19 protein-coding genes are annotated in these 19,396 nt (G+C 61.3%); 2 read left to right on the top strand and 17 right to left on the bottom strand.

Going from position 1 to position 19,396, the window contains the following annotated elements; genetic code table 11:
- Nucleotides 1-97: 97 nt before the first annotated feature.
- The 14 genes from SOM28_RS25215 to SOM28_RS25150 form a co-directional block, all read right to left on the bottom strand.
- Entirely contained in the window at nucleotides 98-682 is a 585-nt protein-coding gene (locus tag SOM28_RS25215) for a hypothetical protein (RefSeq protein WP_320469839.1), read from the bottom strand.
- On the bottom strand, nucleotides 682-1,665 hold the full coding sequence (locus SOM28_RS25210) for a hypothetical protein (RefSeq protein ID WP_320469838.1): 984 nt from the start codon (nucleotides 1,663-1,665) through the stop codon (nucleotides 682-684). The genes SOM28_RS25215 and SOM28_RS25210 overlap by 1 nt, the downstream gene beginning before the upstream one ends.
- Nucleotides 1,665-3,281, bottom strand: a complete 1,617-nt coding sequence (locus tag SOM28_RS25205) for a hypothetical protein (protein WP_320469837.1) — start codon at nucleotides 3,279-3,281, stop codon at nucleotides 1,665-1,667. The genes SOM28_RS25210 and SOM28_RS25205 overlap by 1 nt, the downstream gene beginning before the upstream one ends.
- On the bottom strand, nucleotides 3,278-7,741 hold the full coding sequence (locus tag SOM28_RS25200) for a DUF4214 domain-containing protein (protein ID WP_320469836.1): 4,464 nt from the start codon (nucleotides 7,739-7,741) through the stop codon (nucleotides 3,278-3,280). Before SOM28_RS25200 ends, SOM28_RS25205 begins: the two co-directional genes overlap by 4 nt.
- Entirely contained in the window at nucleotides 7,738-8,142 is a 405-nt protein-coding gene (locus SOM28_RS25195) for a DUF1799 domain-containing protein (RefSeq protein ID WP_320469835.1), read from the bottom strand. The genes SOM28_RS25200 and SOM28_RS25195 overlap by 4 nt, the downstream gene beginning before the upstream one ends.
- Nucleotides 8,094-8,444, bottom strand: coding sequence for a hypothetical protein (locus tag SOM28_RS25190; protein ID WP_320469834.1), 351 nt, complete (start codon nucleotides 8,442-8,444; stop codon nucleotides 8,094-8,096). The genes SOM28_RS25195 and SOM28_RS25190 overlap by 49 nt, the downstream gene beginning before the upstream one ends.
- A 40-nt stretch (nucleotides 8,445-8,484) precedes the next feature.
- The gene (locus SOM28_RS25185; protein WP_320469833.1) at nucleotides 8,485-9,471 is read right to left on the bottom strand and encodes a phage tail tube protein; all 987 of its coding nucleotides are present in this window, start codon (nucleotides 9,469-9,471) and stop codon (nucleotides 8,485-8,487) included.
- Nucleotides 9,472-9,474: 3 nt separating this feature from the next.
- A complete protein-coding gene (locus tag SOM28_RS25180; protein WP_320469832.1) occupies nucleotides 9,475-9,660 on the bottom strand; it encodes a hypothetical protein in 186 nt (61 codons plus the stop codon).
- Nucleotides 9,657-10,106 (bottom strand): hypothetical protein, encoded by a 450-nt coding sequence (locus SOM28_RS25175; protein ID WP_320469831.1) that lies wholly within the window; start codon nucleotides 10,104-10,106, stop codon nucleotides 9,657-9,659. The genes SOM28_RS25180 and SOM28_RS25175 overlap by 4 nt, the downstream gene beginning before the upstream one ends.
- Entirely contained in the window at nucleotides 10,103-10,408 is a 306-nt protein-coding gene (locus tag SOM28_RS25170) for a head-tail joining protein (RefSeq protein WP_320469830.1), read from the bottom strand. The genes SOM28_RS25175 and SOM28_RS25170 overlap by 4 nt, the downstream gene beginning before the upstream one ends.
- Nucleotides 10,408-10,737: a DUF2190 family protein gene (locus tag SOM28_RS25165; protein ID WP_320469829.1), complete on the bottom strand. Its 330-nt coding sequence runs from the start codon at nucleotides 10,735-10,737 to the stop codon at nucleotides 10,408-10,410. Before SOM28_RS25165 ends, SOM28_RS25170 begins: the two co-directional genes overlap by 1 nt.
- Before the next feature lie 61 nt (nucleotides 10,738-10,798).
- Nucleotides 10,799-12,850 (bottom strand): ClpP-like prohead protease/major capsid protein fusion protein, encoded by a 2,052-nt coding sequence (locus SOM28_RS25160; RefSeq protein ID WP_320469828.1) that lies wholly within the window; start codon nucleotides 12,848-12,850, stop codon nucleotides 10,799-10,801.
- Between the two features lie 145 nt (nucleotides 12,851-12,995).
- Entirely contained in the window at nucleotides 12,996-14,534 is a 1,539-nt protein-coding gene (locus SOM28_RS25155; RefSeq protein WP_320469827.1) for a phage portal protein, read from the bottom strand.
- Complete coding sequence (locus SOM28_RS25150; RefSeq protein ID WP_320469826.1) at nucleotides 14,534-14,764, bottom strand: DUF6148 family protein; 231 nt, start codon at nucleotides 14,762-14,764, stop codon at nucleotides 14,534-14,536. The genes SOM28_RS25155 and SOM28_RS25150 overlap by 1 nt, the downstream gene beginning before the upstream one ends.
- A gap of 220 nt (nucleotides 14,765-14,984) precedes the next feature.
- On the opposite strand from SOM28_RS25150, the gene SOM28_RS25145 reads away from it, so the two are divergent.
- Together SOM28_RS25145 and SOM28_RS25140 are read left to right on the top strand one after the other, a co-directional pair.
- Nucleotides 14,985-15,494, top strand: coding sequence for a hypothetical protein (locus tag SOM28_RS25145; RefSeq protein WP_320469825.1), 510 nt, complete (start codon nucleotides 14,985-14,987; stop codon nucleotides 15,492-15,494).
- A gap of 21 nt (nucleotides 15,495-15,515) precedes the next feature.
- Entirely contained in the window at nucleotides 15,516-16,271 is a 756-nt protein-coding gene (locus SOM28_RS25140; protein WP_320469824.1) for a hypothetical protein, read from the top strand.
- Nucleotides 16,272-16,440: 169 nt separating this feature from the next.
- Here the strand turns inward: SOM28_RS25140 and SOM28_RS26345 are convergent, their stop codons facing one another.
- The 3 genes from SOM28_RS26345 to SOM28_RS25130 are packed head-to-tail and all read right to left on the bottom strand — an operon-like array spanning nucleotide 16,441 to nucleotide 19,288.
- Entirely contained in the window at nucleotides 16,441-16,656 is a 216-nt protein-coding gene (locus SOM28_RS26345; RefSeq protein WP_414675218.1) for a Mor transcription activator family protein, read from the bottom strand.
- 59 nt (nucleotides 16,657-16,715) lie between these two features.
- On the bottom strand, nucleotides 16,716-18,794 hold the full coding sequence (locus SOM28_RS25135) for a phage terminase large subunit family protein (RefSeq protein ID WP_320469823.1): 2,079 nt from the start codon (nucleotides 18,792-18,794) through the stop codon (nucleotides 16,716-16,718).
- The gene (locus tag SOM28_RS25130; protein WP_320469822.1) at nucleotides 18,791-19,288 is read right to left on the bottom strand and encodes a terminase small subunit; all 498 of its coding nucleotides are present in this window, start codon (nucleotides 19,286-19,288) and stop codon (nucleotides 18,791-18,793) included. The genes SOM28_RS25135 and SOM28_RS25130 overlap by 4 nt, the downstream gene beginning before the upstream one ends.
- Nucleotides 19,289-19,396 lie beyond the last annotated feature (108 nt).

The following is a 19,396-nucleotide window of genomic DNA, read 5'->3' as shown; positions in this document are numbered from 1 at the left end:
GAAGAAGCGGGACCCGGAGCAGCGTGCAATCATCAGGCTCGCAGGGTTCCACGGCCACCGGGTCGTAAAACGCACAGTCACGAATCCAGCCGCCATCTCACACCCCCAGAGATGTGCGGGTCGCAGCAATAAACGCGTCCCAGGCCGACACCGCGGCGCCGAGCTCGTCGGCGTTCGCGGCAGAACGCATAGCTGCCTGATGCGCAAACCTCTCAGTACGCATGGCAAGCTTTGCCTGCGCAAAAACGTCGGCCCGCTGGATGATCTGATCAGCCGCCCACTGAAGGTTTTGCTCTTGGCCAGTGGGATTGAACTGCGCGTAGCTCGCCACGCCCACGTCTACGTCGCCCACGTAACCAGCAGCAGCAAAGGCGCGTGCAGCCGCCTCTGCATCTTTGTATTCTTCCGCCCGGTTTCCCACGGCAGCAAAGGTAACGGCATCGACATCCGAGTAAGTTTGCGCGATCGCCTTCTCGACCTTGGCCCGCAGGATCGCAGCGTCATCTACAGGGGTATCGATAGGCTCGACGCCAGTTCGCTCCGAGGTCGCCCTGAAGGCCGTCCAGTTAATGCGTACGCTCTCGTGCACCTCAATATGCGAAGCCTCATGTTCGGGCTGGACCTCCTGCAGGAAGCCGCCCGTCAGGCGCCCAACAGCGTCATAGGTGACATACGATTTCATCAAGCTACCTTCTTAAAAATGAGTTCTGCATAAACGCTGGAAACTTGGTTCGCCGCCTGCCCAAGCCCATAGCTGGCCATGGCTTCTTCCACGTAGTGATCAAGACGGAAAGCCTTGGCCGACGAAATCGAAAACCGCCCAGTAATGATTGAATCTGTCTGGATTGCGTAGGTCGGGTGCGCCACCGTCGTCGATCCATGCACGATCAGCTGCGCGTCAGTCACGTTACGCAGCATGAGCTGATGCCCACGAACCAAAAAGCCTGGTGCACGACCGAATACTTCGTACGTACCAGCGGGAAGCGTGACCTGGTTGCCAGCTAGCGATGCTCCGGTGATGCCATTCCAGTCGACCGTATTCAGCGTCCGGATGTTGGTCCCTGGCGAAGCAGATCCCCCGTGCACTGCCGCCCCCTTGCGATCCGAGACTTTCATATATCCGCTGTAGCCATCTTCGCCTCTGTCGCCAGTGCGCTGGAAAAAGAGAAGCAGTGATTCGTTTTGAGCGAACGGGCTTGCAGAACTGCTGCCCGTGCAAACCACAGCGATGTTCCGGTACCCTGCAGGCGCCGCACGGCCGACGACGTCGAACGTCATCCACTTGGATAAATCGCCCTGCTTGATCAGGCGCAGCGATCCTTTCACGGTACTGGTCGACGCGTCGAAGGTATCGAGCAGCGTGGTGCGGTCCTGTCCTGCCGCCACGAGGTCCAGGCGAATGACTGCCGATGTGTTCTGTGCAGCACTCGACAAGCGTAGGCGGCCTGCACCAGGGTCACTATCCGCGGTCGCCGTATCGAAGATGTAAGGCAGCGCATATGCTCCGCCGGCAGCGATCGCGTTGAAGGCCCCCAAGGCAGCATTAATCTCGCCGCCGAAGACAGGGAGCAGCCGCATAAACTCTGCCATGAAGAGATCAAAGACCTTCTGCTCCTGCGTCCGAAATGGGAGCTTCGTTGGGTCGAGAAAAGTAGTGATAGCCATTAGACAGCTCCTTCGATTGTCAAACTCATTCGGGATTCCATTTGGTAAGGAATCACATTCTTAAAACTTCCGTATCGACCAAATACAGCCGTGATCCCGTAGGGACCTCCGACCCACACAAGCGGCCGCTGGCGGAGCTCAAATAGGCGATCCTGGACATAAGTAATGTCGCTATTCGCGACCACCACCTCACAAGACATGCGCTTGGCGTAGGGCCGGATCTGGGTCTTGCTGGTGCCGTCGAAATTGAAGGTCGTGCTGGAGAAGTCTTTACCTTCGGTGGACAACCCGAGCAGGGTCGGGCCAAACTCCTCTACTGGCCCGATCGCAGCCATTCCACACTTGGCTAGGCCCGTGGCCTTACGAAGACACAGCGTCACCAATGCATTGGCGTACACCGGCAATGCCAAAGTGAAGAAATACGTTCGCTTTTTGATCCGCTTGAACGCCCAGTTGAAAAAGCTCGATTGCGAATTCGGTTCGATCAGCTCCACAATCTCGCTGTGCACGACACCCTCAATAGCGTCGACAACGGTCAGCAGCACCTGGTCGACATCAAGGTTGCCGAGGTAGAGTCCCTGCGCGATCATCTCAGGCGTCAACACAACCAAGATCTCGTCTTGCATCACGGTCTGTGTGTTGTTGTATTCGTCGAACATCGCAGATCGGTTGGCGGCGCCACGCGGTGCCCAGGCGCCCGTATCGGTCAAAGCCTTGCCAGTATTGTTGGCCACCAGCGACATGAATATCGAGCGGGTCGCGGGGTCGTAGACGAGAGCATCCTTTGCGTAAGAAGCCTTGCTGTCGTAGATCGGTTCGGCGATAGGGACGTTCGAATACACCAGGCCAGCTCCAGGGCCGATTACGTCAGCAGCGCGAGTGATGGCCGCGCCGCTGGTGCGAATGGGCGTGACTGGCAGCTTTTCGCGGCAGAGCTGCGGTAGGCCGACACGAATCGTAAAGTTGTAGGTCTGCCCACTCGCACATTGGACCGAAAAGCCGGAGTAGGCTGAAACGGCAGCAGGTGACGAAATGGTGTATTCCATACCGAATTCCCGAAGAACCTCGGTAGGGTCAATCAGCAACTCCCCGATGCCGGCGCTGGCTGTTGCCGAATCGCGTTCAGTTATAAACAGTCGCACCTCCGGGGTGGTCGGACCCGACTCGACCACTTTAAGGAACACACCTTGCGCCCATTTTTCCCCAATGGCTGCAGGCACAGCACCGGCCGGGTTAAACCTCACAAACGAGGCGCTAAATGCAGAGGCGACACCCTCATAGCGAAAATCCAAATAATTAACGCCGTTCTCAATGCCAGAGCCCACGATTGAGCGCGTAATCCCGGCATTCACCCCCAGGTCAACCGTACCCCAGGTCGTCGGCGGAGTACCCGGCGTGCCGACAACCGCCCCGACCATCGTGTTATTACGGACGTGGTTCGTTGTCTCCGGCTCGATCAGCGCATACGGCGCCTTGCTCAGGTCGGAGGGGTCATAGGTCACTCCCAGGGTATCCGGCGGCACCTCGACTAGCGTGCCGGTTCGGTCCCACACCCACTTGAGGGACGGGCGCATGCACGCAACGTCGCCGACCGCGACAGGTTCAACAATAATCATTCGACGACTACTTTCGTTGCAAACGGCACGCTTCCCCTGGTCGCCGCGTCCAGGTGGTCAGCCGTGTCCATAGTGTTCTTGGCGATAGCGCCCAGGCCAGCATTCATCTCCTGACGAAGCTGAGTATTTTCCGCGCGCAGCCGCGCCAACTCGACGTGCATGTCGCTGACGGCTCGTGCCAACACCACCCCGTTATCTGCTGGGTTGCCGAGCCTCGAGAACATGTCCTTGGTTTGGTTCGCATTGAAAATTCGAGCAGGACCGGTTGCCTCCAGCTCCGGCCCGTCTTCGCCGACAATCCTCCAGCCGCCGGCAAAGTCTCCACCCGTAGCGAAGCCAGGTATGCCGCGCAGCTTCTTTGCCTCATCGCTGTTCTGGAAGGTGTCCCGGATGGCATCGAGACTAATGCCCCCTTTCAAACGGTCCATCCAGTAGTTCAGTCCTTCAGCATCGGCGGTGCGATCGAGCACCTCGCCATAGAGCTTCTTGATCTGTGCTTCGGGCGAATTCTTGATCGAGTCAATAACCGCATCCTGCGAAGCACCGTTAGCGAGCCGATCCTGCCAGTACGCTAAGCCATCCACATCCGGCGCCCGACCCAGCAACTGCTGGTAGGCGTCGGTAATTGCCGAAGTTCCACCGATAATCGGGTTGGCCTGGGCCGCGCCGAGCGCAGCAGCAAGCGCTTCCACCGCCTGAGAGAGAGTCAGCAATCCAGTAGCCTGACCGTTCAATGCATCGATCTGCGCTTGTCCGTTTTCCACGATTTGATCCAGGCGTGTTAGCTGGTCCTCGAGCGCGCGAAGCGAACGCTCCTCGACTGACAACGCGGCATCGGTGATGCCAGCAAGCGAGGCAATATCGTTTTGCGTCTGGTACAGATCCAGCAGATAGTCGTTGTATGAGCTGAACTGGCTCGATGCATCACGGGATACCGCGCTTAGCGCATCACGCAAGCTGTCGGCATCGGGCAGCGCGCCTCCAGCTTGCGCCTTGGCTAACGCGGCGCGAATCTGAGCCTGAGCCGCGGCGCGCTGTGCCAACTGTTGCTCCGGAGACGACATGCTGCTGAGGGTGCCGTTGAGCAGCTGCGCCAGGCTCTGCAGCCGATTGACCGCAGCGGCATGTACATCCACGCTCGCCTGCAGGGCCGCCTTCTCGCGCGAGACCACACGCTGCAGGGTCGCGAACGCACTGTCGACACCACTCAGCAGTGTTGCGGCAGCGGCCTTAGCGTCTTCGGCAGCCGCCTTCTGGGCTTTCAGGGCCTGGACCTGATCGAACAACGCACGCACGCTTTCGTCCAAGGCGGCGCGCTGCTGCTCGAGTGCCACCGTTTGCTGCTGCGCCGACGTCATGGTGAGAGCGTCATACTCAGCCTGCAGTTGCTTTCGCTGCTCCAGCGCGGCCGATGCCCGCTGTGCGTCGCTCTCGGCCGCCGGATACACCTGGGCGAAGCTGGCCTGCAGAGCCATCAACGCCGCATACCGCTTCGCGCCTTCTTCGGTGGCCAGAGCGCCGCTGTCGATCAGATCCAGCACGACCTGCTTGAATTCGTCGCGGGTGTCGACGCTGGCCAGGCCAAGGGCCGCCATCTGCTCCGTTACTGCCTTCAGCACCGGCGCATTGCGCTCGGTCTCGGACAGGAAGTTTTGCTGGAAGAACTGAACGCCAGACGCGAACGCATCCAGTCCGCCGGCCGCCAGGAGGAGTCGTTCGCGAGCTGCCAGCGACGAGACGCCAACCGCGCCGAACGTCACCCCGATGGAGGCCAGCGCGTCGTCGATCACGGCATAGCTCGTCGCCAAGCGCTGCAGCGCGGCCGATGCCGACTCTCCTTTCTGCTGCACGTTTGCCAGCTCCGGCACCAGATCGGTAGCCATGGTGTTCGCAAGCCCCTCGAAGTAGGCAGTAATGTTGGCCTGCGTCTCGGCATCGGTCTTCCCGATCGCGATATTGATTGCGTCGGTTCGACGGGCGATGCTCGACGCGTCCACGCCGAGTGCTTCGGCGAAGGCCTTCGTGGACACCTTCATGACGCCATAGGCATCAGACAGCGCCTGGTCCATTTCTGGCGCCACGTCCACGCGATCGAAGCCGGATTTGTCACTCCGGAACCAGCCGCCCTTCTGCTTCCACTCCTGGATCACCTTGCCGTCAAAGCCACCTTCACCCAGGGTGCCGGCGAGATTGCTGCCCACGACTTCCTTTGGCTTATGGCCGAACAGCCGGTTCACAGCGCCGCCCAGCAGGCCACCGACCAGCGAGCCGAGGGCCGTCCCGAGTGGGCCAACAATCGTGCCGACAGCGGCGCCGATTGCGGTGCCGGCGTTGACCGTTGAATTGCCCGATCCACCAAACGCCGAATAGCCGTTCGACAGTGCCCGACCGCCCATTACCCCGCCGAACACGCCGCCGGCGATCCCCGCGGCTGCCCCCAGACCATTGGCCAGTGGGGTCAGCGCCTGGCCAGACGCGGTCGCCAGCCCTTGCGATGCCAGGGGCGTGTAGCCCATCGAGCTCATGATGTTCTGTGCGAAACCGGCCACGGTGTCGCCAAGGGCGGCGAAGCCACCCTGCATCGCGTCGTAGATTCCCTTGACCGAGCTGATCGCGCTACCGACGCCGGCGCCGCCAGCACCGCTTGCACCTGGAACGGCGCCCAGGCCAAATTGGTTAAGCACGCTCTGCCCGAGTCCATTCAATGCCCCCGAGACCGGCTGCAGCACGCCCTGAATAATCGGACGAAGCACCAGGGTGTTGACCATGTTCTTCAGCGTGTCGACGAAATTCTCGGCGAGACCTTCACCGTTTTCGAACCCACGTAACAACGCATCGGTCAGTGACGATTCGATCGTCTCGGCCATGCGCTTGCCCTCGTCGGCCAACTTCTTGACCGCCTCGATCTCCGCATCATGGATGGTCGCCGCGGCCTGGGCATTACGCAGGCCTTTCAGGGCGTCGATCCTCCGCTGGATGTCGGCGACGCCAGCGTCCGACAAGACGAGCGACTGCTTAGCCGCCTCGAGCTCAGCGATCTGGACATCGGTGATCGCCTCCGGCAGCATGCCGTAGGTACGGATCTTCAGTTCCAGGGCTTCGGTCTGCTTGACGATTCCATCGATGTCGCGGTCAACCGCAGCAGTAGCCTCGTCCAGCAGCTTTTTCTCGTCAGCAGCAGCCTTCGCAGCCGCATCGTTTGCAGCCTTGATCGCAGGCTGCTTGGCGAGCAGGTCGGCCTGCGCCTTCGTCAGCTGGTCGACCGAGATCGCGCCGTTCGCATATGCCTTGCTGAGCGCTTCCCACTCCTGGGAAAAGGTACCGCTCAGGCCCGACAGCTCGGACAGCAGCTTGGCTTGAGCCTGCTGCTCCTGATTCAGCTTCTTGGTTTCGGCCGCGATCTCGGCGGCGCTCTTGCCGACCACGGTTCCATGGCGCACGATAGCGGCCATCTCCTCAACGGAGGCGTCACCGCTGGCGCCCCAGGCGGCTGCAATCGAGCTTGCCGTGTCCGACCAGCTCTTTCCGATGTCGGCTTGCCACTGGCGGCCGATCTCCGCTGCCATCTTGAAATCGCCCTGAATGAACGCGACCAGCTGGGCAGCACCCGCCCCGAGGGTCTTGCCGACCGTCGAGAATACCTCAACGATGCCAACGCCGACGGTATAGAGCAGCTTGAGTCCGGATGCCAAGAACTGCGCAGTGTTCTTGAGGGTGTCGCCCTGCGTAGCGGTTTTGAGGAACTGGCCGGCAAGGGTGCTCAGCGTCGGCAACAGTTCTGCGGCCACGCCCCGAGCCACGCCTTGGGTGCCGAGCATCAGCAAGTCCAGGGTATCGTTGAAGGATCCGGCATGCTCGACCGCTTCTTCGCTCAGTGACAGGCCGAGCTGGCGCGCCATCGCATCCATCTCGCGCAGGCCTTCGGAGCCACCGTTGAGCAGCGGGAGCATGGCCGCCCCCGATTTTCCGAACACCTCCTGGGCGAGGGCCACCTTCTGGACGCCCTCCTCCATGCTGGCAAACTCATCCGCCAGCTCGTACAGCATCTCCTTGTTACTCTTGAACGAACCGTCCAGGTTTTTCGAGCTGATCCCCAGCTTCGCGAACGCGTCACCGTTGTCGACGATCTGCTTGGACAGCTTCGTCATCGCCCCTTCAAGGGCACTCGCTTCCATGCCGCCCATCTGGAAGGCCAGCTCGAGGCCGGCCAGGTCTTCGACCGCAACGCCGATCCGTTGTGACAGGTCACTTGCTGCGTCAGTTGCGTCGATCGCACCTTTGATCCAGCCCGTGAACGCCGCGATCGACAGCGAGGCCCCGACCGCACCAAGCACGCCACCAATGACGCCACCAGCTTGCGACACCGTTTCCAAGGCGCCGGTCGCCTGTTCGCGGAACCGGCGGAATTCGGAAATTGCGCGATCGGCAACGGCTGTGATGATTACTCGAGATTCGCTCACTTCTTTCGTTCACTCCATCCTGACAAGGTCGCGCGCTCCATCGCTTGCACTTCCGAAAACAACTTGGGCCAGTCTTTGCGCTTGATCTTCCAAGCGTCACGCACTACCAGGACACTCTGGTAATTCAGGCCGACTGCGCCGCCTGGCCCGACGACCCACTGGGTCGACACGGCCTGGAAGAAGTTCCAGGCCTTGACACATTCAGGCCAGAGGTAGAGAGGTTCGGCCCGCTGCCGCTCATAAACCGGCGCCAGGCCGAATGCGGCCGCAGCCTCGCTGACCGTCTCGTCGTCGAGTTCTTCCTGCTCTTCGTCGACGATCCACCCCAAGGCCGCATAGCGCGCGACCTGCGCTAGTTTTTTGCTTCGGCGCTCGTCTCCTTGGCGAAGGCGTTGAAGCACACCAGGGCCATGCCGGGAATGTTCAGCAGCGCATCGAATGCCTCGGGGCAGAAGGCAGCAGGCTGGCTGGTCTCCTCGTCGTTAACCAGGCGCTGGCCACTCCAATCGGTGGTGACCTCGCGCAGCACGTCCTTCATGTCGAATTCGCCGCTGCTGATGCGCTGCTTGAGGTCGTCCGCCTGCAGACGCGAGCAGGTCAGCGTGAACTTGAACGGCACGGGCTGGCCCTTGCCATCCTTGGTGGCGCCCCTGACGGTGACGAGGACGGTTGGGCTGATAACGGTGGTGAAGCGCTTGCTCATAATGTTTCCTAGGTCAATGCGGGCCAGGTGGCCCGCGTGGTTATGCAAAGCTGGTGATGATGCGGATCTCGTCGTTGCCGGCGACGGGCGTGGCGCGCAGGTTGTAGCCAATCAGGCGCTCACCGTTCAGCTCGTCCTTGGTCGGTTCCTTGAACTGGGCCGCCGGCAAAAACACGGCAACCTTGTCGTTCGGGACGGTGCCGTGGATCAGGCCGAGCGTCGATTTCGTAGCGCTCTTGACCATGCCCATGAACGACACCTCCTGGGCAGCGGTTTGCTTGAGCTTGACGGCGCCGGTAACCTCGCGATCGGTGATGGCGACCGACTTCCCGCCCAGGATCTTCTGGAAGGTCGCGGTGACACCCAGGTCGATGGTCAAGCCCTGGCTCGGATACTCAAGGCCGCCAACGAAGGCTGGAGCATTGGCGATAGCATGCGTAGCACCGATCGTGATGTTTCCCGAGTTGTCGTCGGTGACGATCTGCGGCACGCGCCAAGCGGTCAAGGTCGTAGACGGAGCGTTCAGCGCGGCGATACCGCCATCGACGCCGATGAACTTGAAACTGATCACTGGCTTTTCGCCGACAGTCAGGTTCAGCGAGGCGGTGCCGCGCACGCCCAGGAGCTTGTGCAGCACGCCGTCGTCGAAGTAATAGATCGACGATGACTCGAAGCCGCCGGAGATCGGGACATAATCGACGCGAACGCCGGCTGTGATGATCTCGGCAAAGCCGATCGAGCGCATGAGCGGCCCCCACGCCGGCGCCTTGCCCGCCGTGCCGGCGCCGACCAGCTCGATGTCGAATCCGCATTCGACGTACGACGCGCCTGGCAGCTCTTCCGACGCGCCCAGGTATTCGCGAATGATGTCGCGCCTGATCCACTCGGCGTTCAGCGCATTGATCGAGACGTTGCTGATCACGAGCGCGTTGGCTGCACCTTCTGGGATCGAGTCGACGCCGTACTCCTCTTCGAGCTTCGCGAGGATCGCCGTCTTACGGATCAGGCGTTGGGTTTCCACAGCCATGTGTTACTCCTGTTCTTTCGGTTCACGGACCGGTTCGAGCTTGGTAATCTCGCCGGTACCAACATTGCGGACATAGCTACCGCCCACCGCAGGGTCTTGCTGCGGCACAGGTGCCAGTGCAGACGTCTGCACTTCGTCAGGCTTGAGCAGGTCCGGCGCACTTGCGCCGGCTGTGTTCACGTCTTTCATAACTTCAGGGTTCTCCCGTTGGTTTGGTGTTTCACTACGAAGCGCGCGCTGACGCATGCCACGCTGTTGTCCAGCTCCTCGAAGTCCCAGGCCAGGGTGTCGCCAGCCAACGGTGCGATATCCATCACGCCGTAGCCGAGACACGAGCCGCCATCGAGGTTGTCGAAGACCGCGTCGAGCACCTGGTCAGCGACCGTGCCGGGCACGTCTTCAGCGCCATCGCGGCCGTAGCACTCGATCTCCAGCAGCGTGTCCCAGGTCGTACGGCCGCCCAGCTGCTTCACCTCCTGCGACAGCGAGCGACCGAGGCGGACCACGATCGCCCGGTTCTTGTCGTTGCCTAGCGGTCGCCGACGGTTGACGTAGACACGATCGACGACGATCGCCGGGTCTTCCTGCAGGCGCTGTGCAATCGCCTGCACGATTGCCATGTGCTGGGTCGTCATGCTTTCTCCAGGAACACCAGGCTCAGACCTGTCGGCAGGTAGCTGTCGGCTTGACAGTCAGCCACCTTCCAGGCCGCACCGTTGACGGTAATGCGCATCTCATCGAAGCCGGCCGGCACGCGGTCGTTGGCCATGACCATCTGCGGCGCCGAAGCGCCCATGCCCATGCCGACCATGCCATTCCTGTACTCGGCGTCGAAGATGACGGGGATGTCGCCCTCGACGCCAGGAATGCGCGCAATGGCATTCGACAGCCGCTCCATCGCAAGCCGGTTCAGCCGGGCTTCGAGCTGGTCGAACATCAGGCGTTGATCTTGACGCGGACGGTAGTCACACCGGCGCCGGCCGGGGCCGCGGCATAGCCAGCGACTGCGAGAGCGCCAGCAGTCTCGGTGAGGCGCGAGTTGGCTGGGTCCCAATACAGCAGTTCACCTTGCGCGACATCGTCGGCCGGCAGCTTCGGAACGGTCCAGACACCGGTAACGGCGACCGAACCGGTACCGAAGGCAGGAATATCCGCCAGTGCGATACCGATGCGCTTGCCCAGGGCGACGACCGAACCCGACGCGACGGCGGCTGCGCCGGCGGTGTAGTCGAGCACGTCGCCCTCGCTCACGTAATTCTTTGCCATTGCTGGCTCCTTTTCGATTCAGGGGGCGCCGCAAGCGCGACGCCGGGGTTATGGGGAGGGCTTATGCAGCGCCTGGGGTCTTGGCCAGGGTGCGGAAGTCGAGCGCCTTGACGCCAGCATCCATGCGCACCTTGAACTCAACGCCATCGCGGGTCCAGCCGTCCTGCTGCTCCAGCGTCGGCGCCTGGTTGCCGTCCAGGTATTGCACTTCGACGGTGTCGTGGACGTTCTGGTCGGCGGCGCCATACCAGGTGGTCGGCGCGCTGTCCAGACGGGCATCGCTGATGACTTCGAAGGTGCCGCGCACCGAGTTCGGTACCGTGTTGTTCTTCGCGTTAGCGCCCACTTCGAATTCGCTGTCCTTCACAACCTTGGCAGTGCCTTCCAGCGCGACCGGCACCAGCAGCTTGGCCAGGCGGATATTCAGCGTGGCATTGCCGTCGGTCTGCCGCGCCATCGCCACGCGCATGGCGTCGACGCCTGCAGTGGAGATGCCGGCAGCGGCCAGCAGATTCTTGTGATCGAGGTGGAACAGCTCTTTGCCGTCGCCCATCAGCGGATTGCCGGTCAGGATTGCGTACACCAGGTCACCGATCGTGCGGATCGCGGCGCGACCCATGCGGCGCGGGATCTTGGTGAAGGCGTCCAAGTCGTCGTTGATGATGGTTTGGCGGGTCAGCGAGAACATCTTGCCGTAGGTGGCCAGCTGCACGGTCTCGCCGCGCTCGCCCACGTTGGCGTACTTGTACTCGCCGCCGTCCTGGATCTTGTCCAGCGACGGGAAGGTGTTCAGGTCCAGGCGCTTGCCCGGCTTGAAGTCGCCCAGGGTACCGACCGAGGTCCACAGCTGGAAGGTCTCTTCGGCTTCCTCGTAGCCCTTCATCATTGCCTTGTCGGCGACGTTGGCCAGCAGGAGCGGGAAGTCCGAGCTGGTGTTGGTGAACGCGGCCGCGACCACGTCCATCTTCGACATACCACGCGCGTTCACACCTGCGTGGGCCAGGCATTCGCGCGCCAGGTCCATCAGCGTGAGGCCGCGATAGTTGTTCGCCTTGTCCTCCTTCGCCAGGTTGCTGCGCGCCAGAATCGATGCCTGGGCGCCGGCACGGAACTTGTCGCGTTCGTCTTCCAGCGTGACGATGTAGCTGCCAGCGATCGGCGTCGAGCCCTTGCCCAGGTGAGCCAGCAGCTTAGTATTCGCCTGCTCGATGGTGCAATCGTGATCATCCGCGCAGGTCGTCTGCAGGGCAGCGACGCCTTCAAAGCTGGCGAACGATGCGAACGCTGCAGCGATGCCGGTGCGACGGGTTTTGTCGGCGGCCAGGGCGGCCTGTGCTGCAGCCTTCACGGCGTCCTGGGTCGGGTCGGCGCCCGCCGGGGTATTGGCTCCTGCCATGGTGTTGCTCTCCTTCGATTGGGGTTGAGGCGCGGCAGATGCCGCCGGGGTGGTCGGCTGCGGGAACGATGCGTACCGCGCCTTGATGGAATCCTTCAGATGTGCGCTGGCCGCCACAGGCAGGCCGGCAACGACAACGTCCACGAACTTGGCGGCAAGCGCCTGCTCGGCGGTGTACCAGTGGTCCTTGCCGTCCGTGAGCAGGGCCAGCATCTCGGCCTTGTCGCCGCCGGTCTTCGATGCGTAGGTGGTCGACATCGCGTCGGCCCAACTGTCGAGCATGTCGGCGTACTCGCGCATGGCAGCGCTGTTGCCGGAGTTCCAGCCCCAGGGAGCATGGATCATGATCTGCGCGTTCTCGGCCATCTCGACGGTGTCGCCTGCCATGGCGATCAGACTGGCGATCGAAGCGGCGATGCCATCGACGACGGTCGTGACGGTTGCCTTGTGACGCTTGAGCGCGTTGTGGATCGCGATCCCGTCGGTCACCGAGCCGCCGTAGCTGTTGATGCGCACGGTGAGCTGCTCGACGTCGAGGGCCATCACGTCACGCACGAACGACGCGGCCGCGATGGTGTCGCCGTACCAGCTCTCGCCGATATCGCCGTAGATGAGGATCTCCGCAGCGGCGGCCTGCACGCCGCCGGCAGCGCTTGCGCGCGCGTTGGGGCGGATGGTGTACCACTTCGGCGGCTGGTTTTGATCGGCTGTAGCCATCGTCCGTTTTCCTTGTCGAATGCTGCGTTTTGAAGTCATCAGTTTGTTGTTCCAGCAGTCCCATTTCTAGGGAGAAATGAGACAGTTTTTGCTGTGCATGGACGAAAAAAAGGCCACCTGGTGGTGGCCTCGGGTGAGCGGAGAATCACTCGTCCTTGTCGTCGTCCTTGGGGGGAGGCGCCGGTGGCGCGGACTTGTTCGTGTTGGCGAAGTCGGAAGCGAACACAAGGCCGCGGTCCTTGCACTCGCTTCGGTGCGCCGCGATCTGCTCCATCACGTCGCGCGGATTGGCGCCGCGCTTGCGCATGACCTCGGCCTCGCTGGCGAAGCCGTCCAGCACGAGCGAATGCCAGGCCATCGCCTCCTTCAGCGGATCGATCCAGGGCATTGACTGCCCGACGAACAACGCGTCGTCCGCGGTCTCGGGATCCACGTCAGCCGGCATCGGCACCACGCCGGACAGACGCGCCGCCAGCACGAAGTCATTCCACGTCGGCTGGACGAACTGGCCGACGAACTCGTCGCACAGCACCGCGTAGTGGATCCACTGCTCGACCAGCTCTTGGCGCTGGGAGGAATAGGTGCCGCTGTAGTCGCGCGCGATGCTCGAGTAGCTGCCACCCAGGCCGGCCGCGACCGCGCGCAGCTGCCCCTGGCGGAACGTGACCAGGTTCGGATTCGGGCGGTTGGAGTCGATCATGCCGATCTCTTCGCCCACGCCCAGGTTGTCGATGATCATGCCGGGCGAGAAGTGCAGCTCGCGCGGTTGGCCGGCTGCGGCGCCATCGCCCACCTCCGGGTAGTGTTCGGGCGAGCCCTTCTTGACGTATGCCGTCAGGGATGCGGCGACCTTTGCAGCGATGCGTTCGGACTCCTCGTAGTCCTTGATGTCCTCGAGGCGGCCGATGACGCTGGCGAACTCGGACACGCCGCGCATCTGCCCGATGCGGTCGATCGACGCGATGTGATGCATGCGGCCGGCTTCGATGCGCTTGAGCTCGTAGCTGCCCTTCGTCCAGGTGTCGCCCCCAGGGAAGCTCTTGTAGGCCCAGTAGCCGATAGGCTTGCCCCAGGTGTTGCGCTCAATGCCCTGATGGATCCCGCGCGCCTGGTCGAAGTAGTCGAATGGGATCAGATCGGGCTCGATCAGCTCGAGCGAGTACGGGACCTTCGTGCCATGGTCGAGCAGCGGCACGGCGCCGATGAGGCGCTGCGAAAAGCACTCGCCATCGCGCAGCCAGGTCTTTGCCACCAGGCGCTGCACCTTGCTCCAGTGGTGTCGCTGCGTGACCTCAGGGGTTTGCGCCCAGTTGCGGTATGCCGTGCGCAGCGCGGCCGCATACTCGGCGTGAATGGAGCCGTCGCGACGCCGCGGCTGCGGCTCGATGCCGATGCCACTTGGGCCGACTACATTGTTCACCAGGGTGCGCAGCGCTCCGCGCGCGATATCGTGGTTGGATTCGAGGTGGCGCGCGAGGCCGCGCAAGCCTGCTGCGCCCATCTGCGAGCCAGCGTTCGGCGATCCGTTTGCCTTGCGCCCCTTGCGCAGCCGCGAAGGCTTTGCCGCTTCATACTGGCTCAACACGTTGCGCGCAGCTAGGCGGCGCACACCGGCGCCGGGGAAGAAGAATGCGATCGCCTGGTCGAAGAAGTTGAGCTGCACTTTCGGGGCCGGCTTCATCATCAGCGGTCTCCGAAGCTGGCAACTGAGAACGACATGCCGCCAATCGATGGGCGACCGCTGGCGGCACGCTTTTCTTGCGCCACGCGCGCTTCCCACTCGCGGCGGCCAGCGCGAATCTCCTGAAGGTTTTCCATGCCCATCGAGCGGCCCTGGAAGGTTATCGTTTTGCCGGCGAGGACGGCAATCTCGGCCCGTACGTATTCGGAAACTATGGTTGCTGCAGTAGTCATTGGGGATCCCTTGTCTAAGGGACCTAACATTAGCGCCCATGCAGTCCCAGCTCTAGGGAAAAGTGAGACAAATATTGCAAACCGGAAAATTCATCCGAAATGAATAAAATAAATGTTACAGCTCAAGCGTGACATTGCGTGACAAATCACTCTTCTTGACGGTGTATTCTTAACCTACCGTGCACCTCAATTTTATTGCAATCTTTTAATGGAGACGAATATGTCGATTATTCGAAATTTTCTTAAGGCGTTATTTCTATTTTTGCCATTTTCGATTATTTCGTCTGCCATAAGCCAAGATAATCTAAATGCTACTTCGAAAAAACCGAGGATTGCCAAAGCGAAAGTTGTAGCAATCTCTCCTGACAAGTTCACTCGCATTCCAATCACAGAAGAGCATCTGAACAGGCAGGGGTGTAAATTTGAAATATCCCAATCGAAAAAAATCGATGACTTGACTAATATTATCTCTGATACTATTCAACCCGACTCATCGAACTCCGCGGAACCGACAAATTTGCGTACCGCCATCTACCTTTACGGCACAGACGGCTCAACATACCGTTACCTTTTCAATGCTAGTAATACCAAGGGGATAATAACCGGAACTTTAATCGAAAACTCCACTTCATCACAGATTACTGCCAAAAGTGATCTTATCGACCAACTCAAGACGTTGGCAGGCCCCGACACTTTAGATCAAAGGTTTTCTGATACCTGCCTTAATTGAACGCCCGACGAAGGAATAATTATGCCAAGGTTTGACAGTGCAACTTCTAGCCCGACGAACATCAGCATCTTCAATCAGTCAATCGGATATTTACAAGGAAACTCATTGGCTCAGCCTGCCATCTCGGCTTTCATGATGTCCAATGAAGTAACCCTTGCATTCACGTTCAACGGAGATATGAGCTACGATCCGGACACCAAAACTATCTACTTTGACCCAACTTCCGCACTGTTGGTGATTCAGCCAGATGGAACAATTGGCGCGCAGTCTGCAGCCCTCGGCCTGTTCCACGAGATCGCCCATTGGTACTTAAATCACGTGCGTGGAATGGACCGGTTCGTTGCTGAGAGCTTCGCCACTCAACTCGAAGCGGATGTAGCACGGCAAGCAGGTGAGCCCGTCAGGGAAAGCTATTACCATGTTAACAAGTTCTTATCGCTTGTGCAGGTAGATAACTCGACTGCGCACACCAAGGGAGGGTATTGGCAGAAAGTAGATAATGGCCAGATTGTCCAAGGCCCTCAGTTTGATCCGAACGTTAAAGTTATCGATACTGCGCCACAGCCACCAGATGGCGGCGGTGACAGCGGTGGCGGTGGCAGTGGTGGCGGTGGCGGTGGCGGCAGTGTTGGCGGCGGCGGCGGCGGCACTTGGGTCGGCAACCCTAGTCAGCCAGACCCAGACCAGCCGACAAACCCTGGCTTTACGACGCCATCACCGTCAGAGCATATTGAGATTGAGACTATCGGCATACCTGACCTCGCACCTATCTTCTAAATTAATCCCGCGATTAGAAAGAAAATTTTTCTGAGCGATTTAGCATTGCCGAACGATATAACCTTCTTCGATATCCTAAAGACTCAGGACTTGAGTGTGGACTAATTTCTTAGACTCGATATTTACACAAGTCATAACGGCTAGCGAGTACTAATGCTAGCCGTTATGGCTACCCGCCCTTGATGAACCGATAAAATTGCGACCGGCTGACGTTGTACTCTGACATGAGCTCCCGTCTATTGCGTCCATTGTACTTGGCTCTTATCTCTACCGCTCTAGTCTCAAGATCGACATTTTGCTTTTTGACGTAGACTTCTTGTCCGCCCCACTGGGATCGAATCACTTTTTCAACTAGGCGCTGCTTCTCAGGTGTAAAGACCCCCATCCCGAGCGTAGCACCAACCAGGCTAACAAGCGCGCCCACAATGTCGTGTTCATTCTGCATTAACTGAAACCCCTATTAGACCAATCATCTGACGCGAATCGATTGTCCGCGCTCCTGTTCTGTACCGGCGCCGACGGTGTTGCCGATGCTAGTGGCTTTCGTTGCTGTGCCAGCAGTGTCATCCTCACCGGCGTGGGGACCGCTGCAGCCGGCTGGCTGAAAAGGTCACCGATCGCTGGCTGGACTTCGGCCTCCAGCGCTTCCCACCACTTGGCCGGTTTCTTGGCCAGCTCGAAGTGGGTTTCGAGCCAGACCGCGTAGACCGTGCAGTCCCACGCTTCCACTCGCTTGCGCAACGCCGTCCAGCGCGATTCCTTTCCGCCGGCGGTAGCCCGCTCCACTCGTGCTTCGCCTGCCATCTGCGCAAAGTACTCATCCGTCGATTCCTTCGAAAAGTGCATGTAGCCGGGTCCCGGCTTCGTGATCTGCAGGCGGCCGTAGATCAGGTCCTTGGCCAGGTTTGTGCCGACCTGCCATAGGAACAGGCCGCGCTTCTTTGTCTTGCCGCGCCAGTCGATGTCGACCTTCGAGACGCCATCCTTGATGTGTTTCTCGCGGCCCGAGCGGCCCTTCACGGCAAACACCTTCCGGCCCAGCGCCGCCTGCGCGTGCACGAAGCTGTACACGGCCTGGGTGTGGTGGCCGCCGGTGTCGATCGCAGCCGCGTAGATGCGCAACAGCTGGCCGCCCACATGCGGGAACTCGGTCTCGAACAGGTACTCGGCGACGTCCTGCCAGACCTGGTCCTCGCTCGGGTTGCCGTAGAAGATGCGGTGGTCGATCTTCCATGTCTCGCAACCGCGGCCATAGCCGCGCACCGTGACCTCGATCCTGTTGTCCTGAGTGTCGCAGCCGGCCAGCAGCCGCACACACCCCATTGGGACCGTGGCGAGCTTGTAGGGCTCGGAGCGCTCCTTCAGCTGGTCGGCGTCGCTCTTCTCCTGCTCCAGCGCCCAGACCTCGCCCAGGGTCGTGTTGGTGAACGTCTTGAGCTTGGTGATGTCGCCGCCCTGCGCCGCCTCGTAGGCTTCCAGGAATTCCTCCACCAGCCGCGTCCAGGTCACCAGCGGGCTGTACGCGGTCCAGACGTGGAAGGCGATATGCTCGAGCGCAGCAATCTCCTCGCCGGCCGCGTTGCGGAACACGCCGGCGGCGTCCACCGTGATACTCCCGTCGTCGTTCTGCCAGCGGCCCTGGTCGGCCACGGCCAGGTACTGCGCCTGGGTGATCAGGCAGTGGCAGTGCGGGCACAGGTGCCGCACCGTTTCGGGATCCCCGTTCACCCACTTGAAGCCGTGCTGCTCGTCCTTTTTGCCCCAGGTAAGCGCGTGGAACTCACCACACTCCGGACACGGGATCGCGTACTTCAGCCGCACGTCCGCCGCCTGGTAGCGGTCGTCGATGAGCGAGAAGCCCTGCAGCTTCGGCGTCGAGCCGGTGATCATCTTCGGGAAGGTCGCGCCTTCCACGCGCTTGGCCGCCAGCACGTCAGGCGAGCCTTCCTTCTCGACGTCGCGGTCGAACGCATCCAGCTCGTCGAGCAGCGCGACGTCGACCGAGATCCGGCGGTACGCGCGCGCGGCCGTGCCGCCACGCGTGTGCAGCAAGCAGCCCAGGAACTTCTTCTGCGCGAGGGTGTTGTCCTTGTGCCTGGAGACGTGCGCCGGCATGGCCTTGCGCATGACCTTCACGTCGCGCAGCATTGTGTCGAGCTCGGTCTTGACGAACTCGTCGCTGTCGCCATCGGTCGGCTGCCAGAGTGCCTGGTTGCGCCGCTTGTGCTCGGCGAAGTAGCCGACGGCCGCCAGCAGCATCTTGGTGTAGCCGACCCGGGCCGACTTCTTGAAGTCGATCGCGCGGATGTCGTCGTTGCTGATGCACGCCAGGATGCCGCGCTGTAATGGCCACGGCCGCCAGGCCTGCTCGACGTACGACGATTCGGCCGACAGGTAGAAATGCTCCGCGGCCCACTCCTCGAGCGTCATCGGCGGCGGCACCCCGAACGTGCCCAGGCCGCGCGCCACGGTCCTGGACAGCTCGGGCGACTGCCAGTTCAGCACCTCGTGCATGCTGCTCATGGCGCCAGCTCCTCGCCCTCGGCGTCGGCCTCTTCTTCGTCTGGTTCGCGCAGATCCTCCAGCGACATGGCGGCAACCACGTTGCGCACGCGCGCGATCTCGCCCGCGATGTTCTTGATCTCGTCGCCCGACAAGCTGGGCACCCGGCGCTTCACGGCGCCAGGGATCGCCTCGAGGATGCCGGCGATGCGGCCGCCGGCCTTGGACAGCACTTCCTCGATCAGCGCGACGGGCGCCAGCTCGCCGCGCGTGACGGCGTTCTGCATCTCGATCTTTTCACGCTGCGCTTTCGCCAGGCCTGCGCGCTCGGTCGCCAGGTCCAGCTCGCCGTTGGCGGCGCGGCCGGCAGCCTGTTCGCGCAGGTGCGAGCAGTACGCCAGCAGCAGCTGCTCGGCGTCCATCCCCTTGTCGAGGATGCCCCTGCCGACCAGGTTGCCGATGGCCTGCTGGCTGACGCCGACGAGCGCACCGAATGCTGCCTGTGTCATCGGCATGGATAGGTCAATGGTGGACAATACAACCCCCTTAGGACGGGTCTGTGACTAGAGAAAACTCGGGGTTCGAATTACCCTTGAAGGGTTCCCTCGCGGGAGTACCTTGGA

This window comes from Massilia sp. CFBP9026 (assembly GCF_034045165.1).
GTDB lineage: Bacteria > Pseudomonadota > Gammaproteobacteria > Burkholderiales > Burkholderiaceae_D > Telluria > Telluria arenae.
This window is presented reverse-complemented; position numbering and strand designations above follow the sequence as displayed.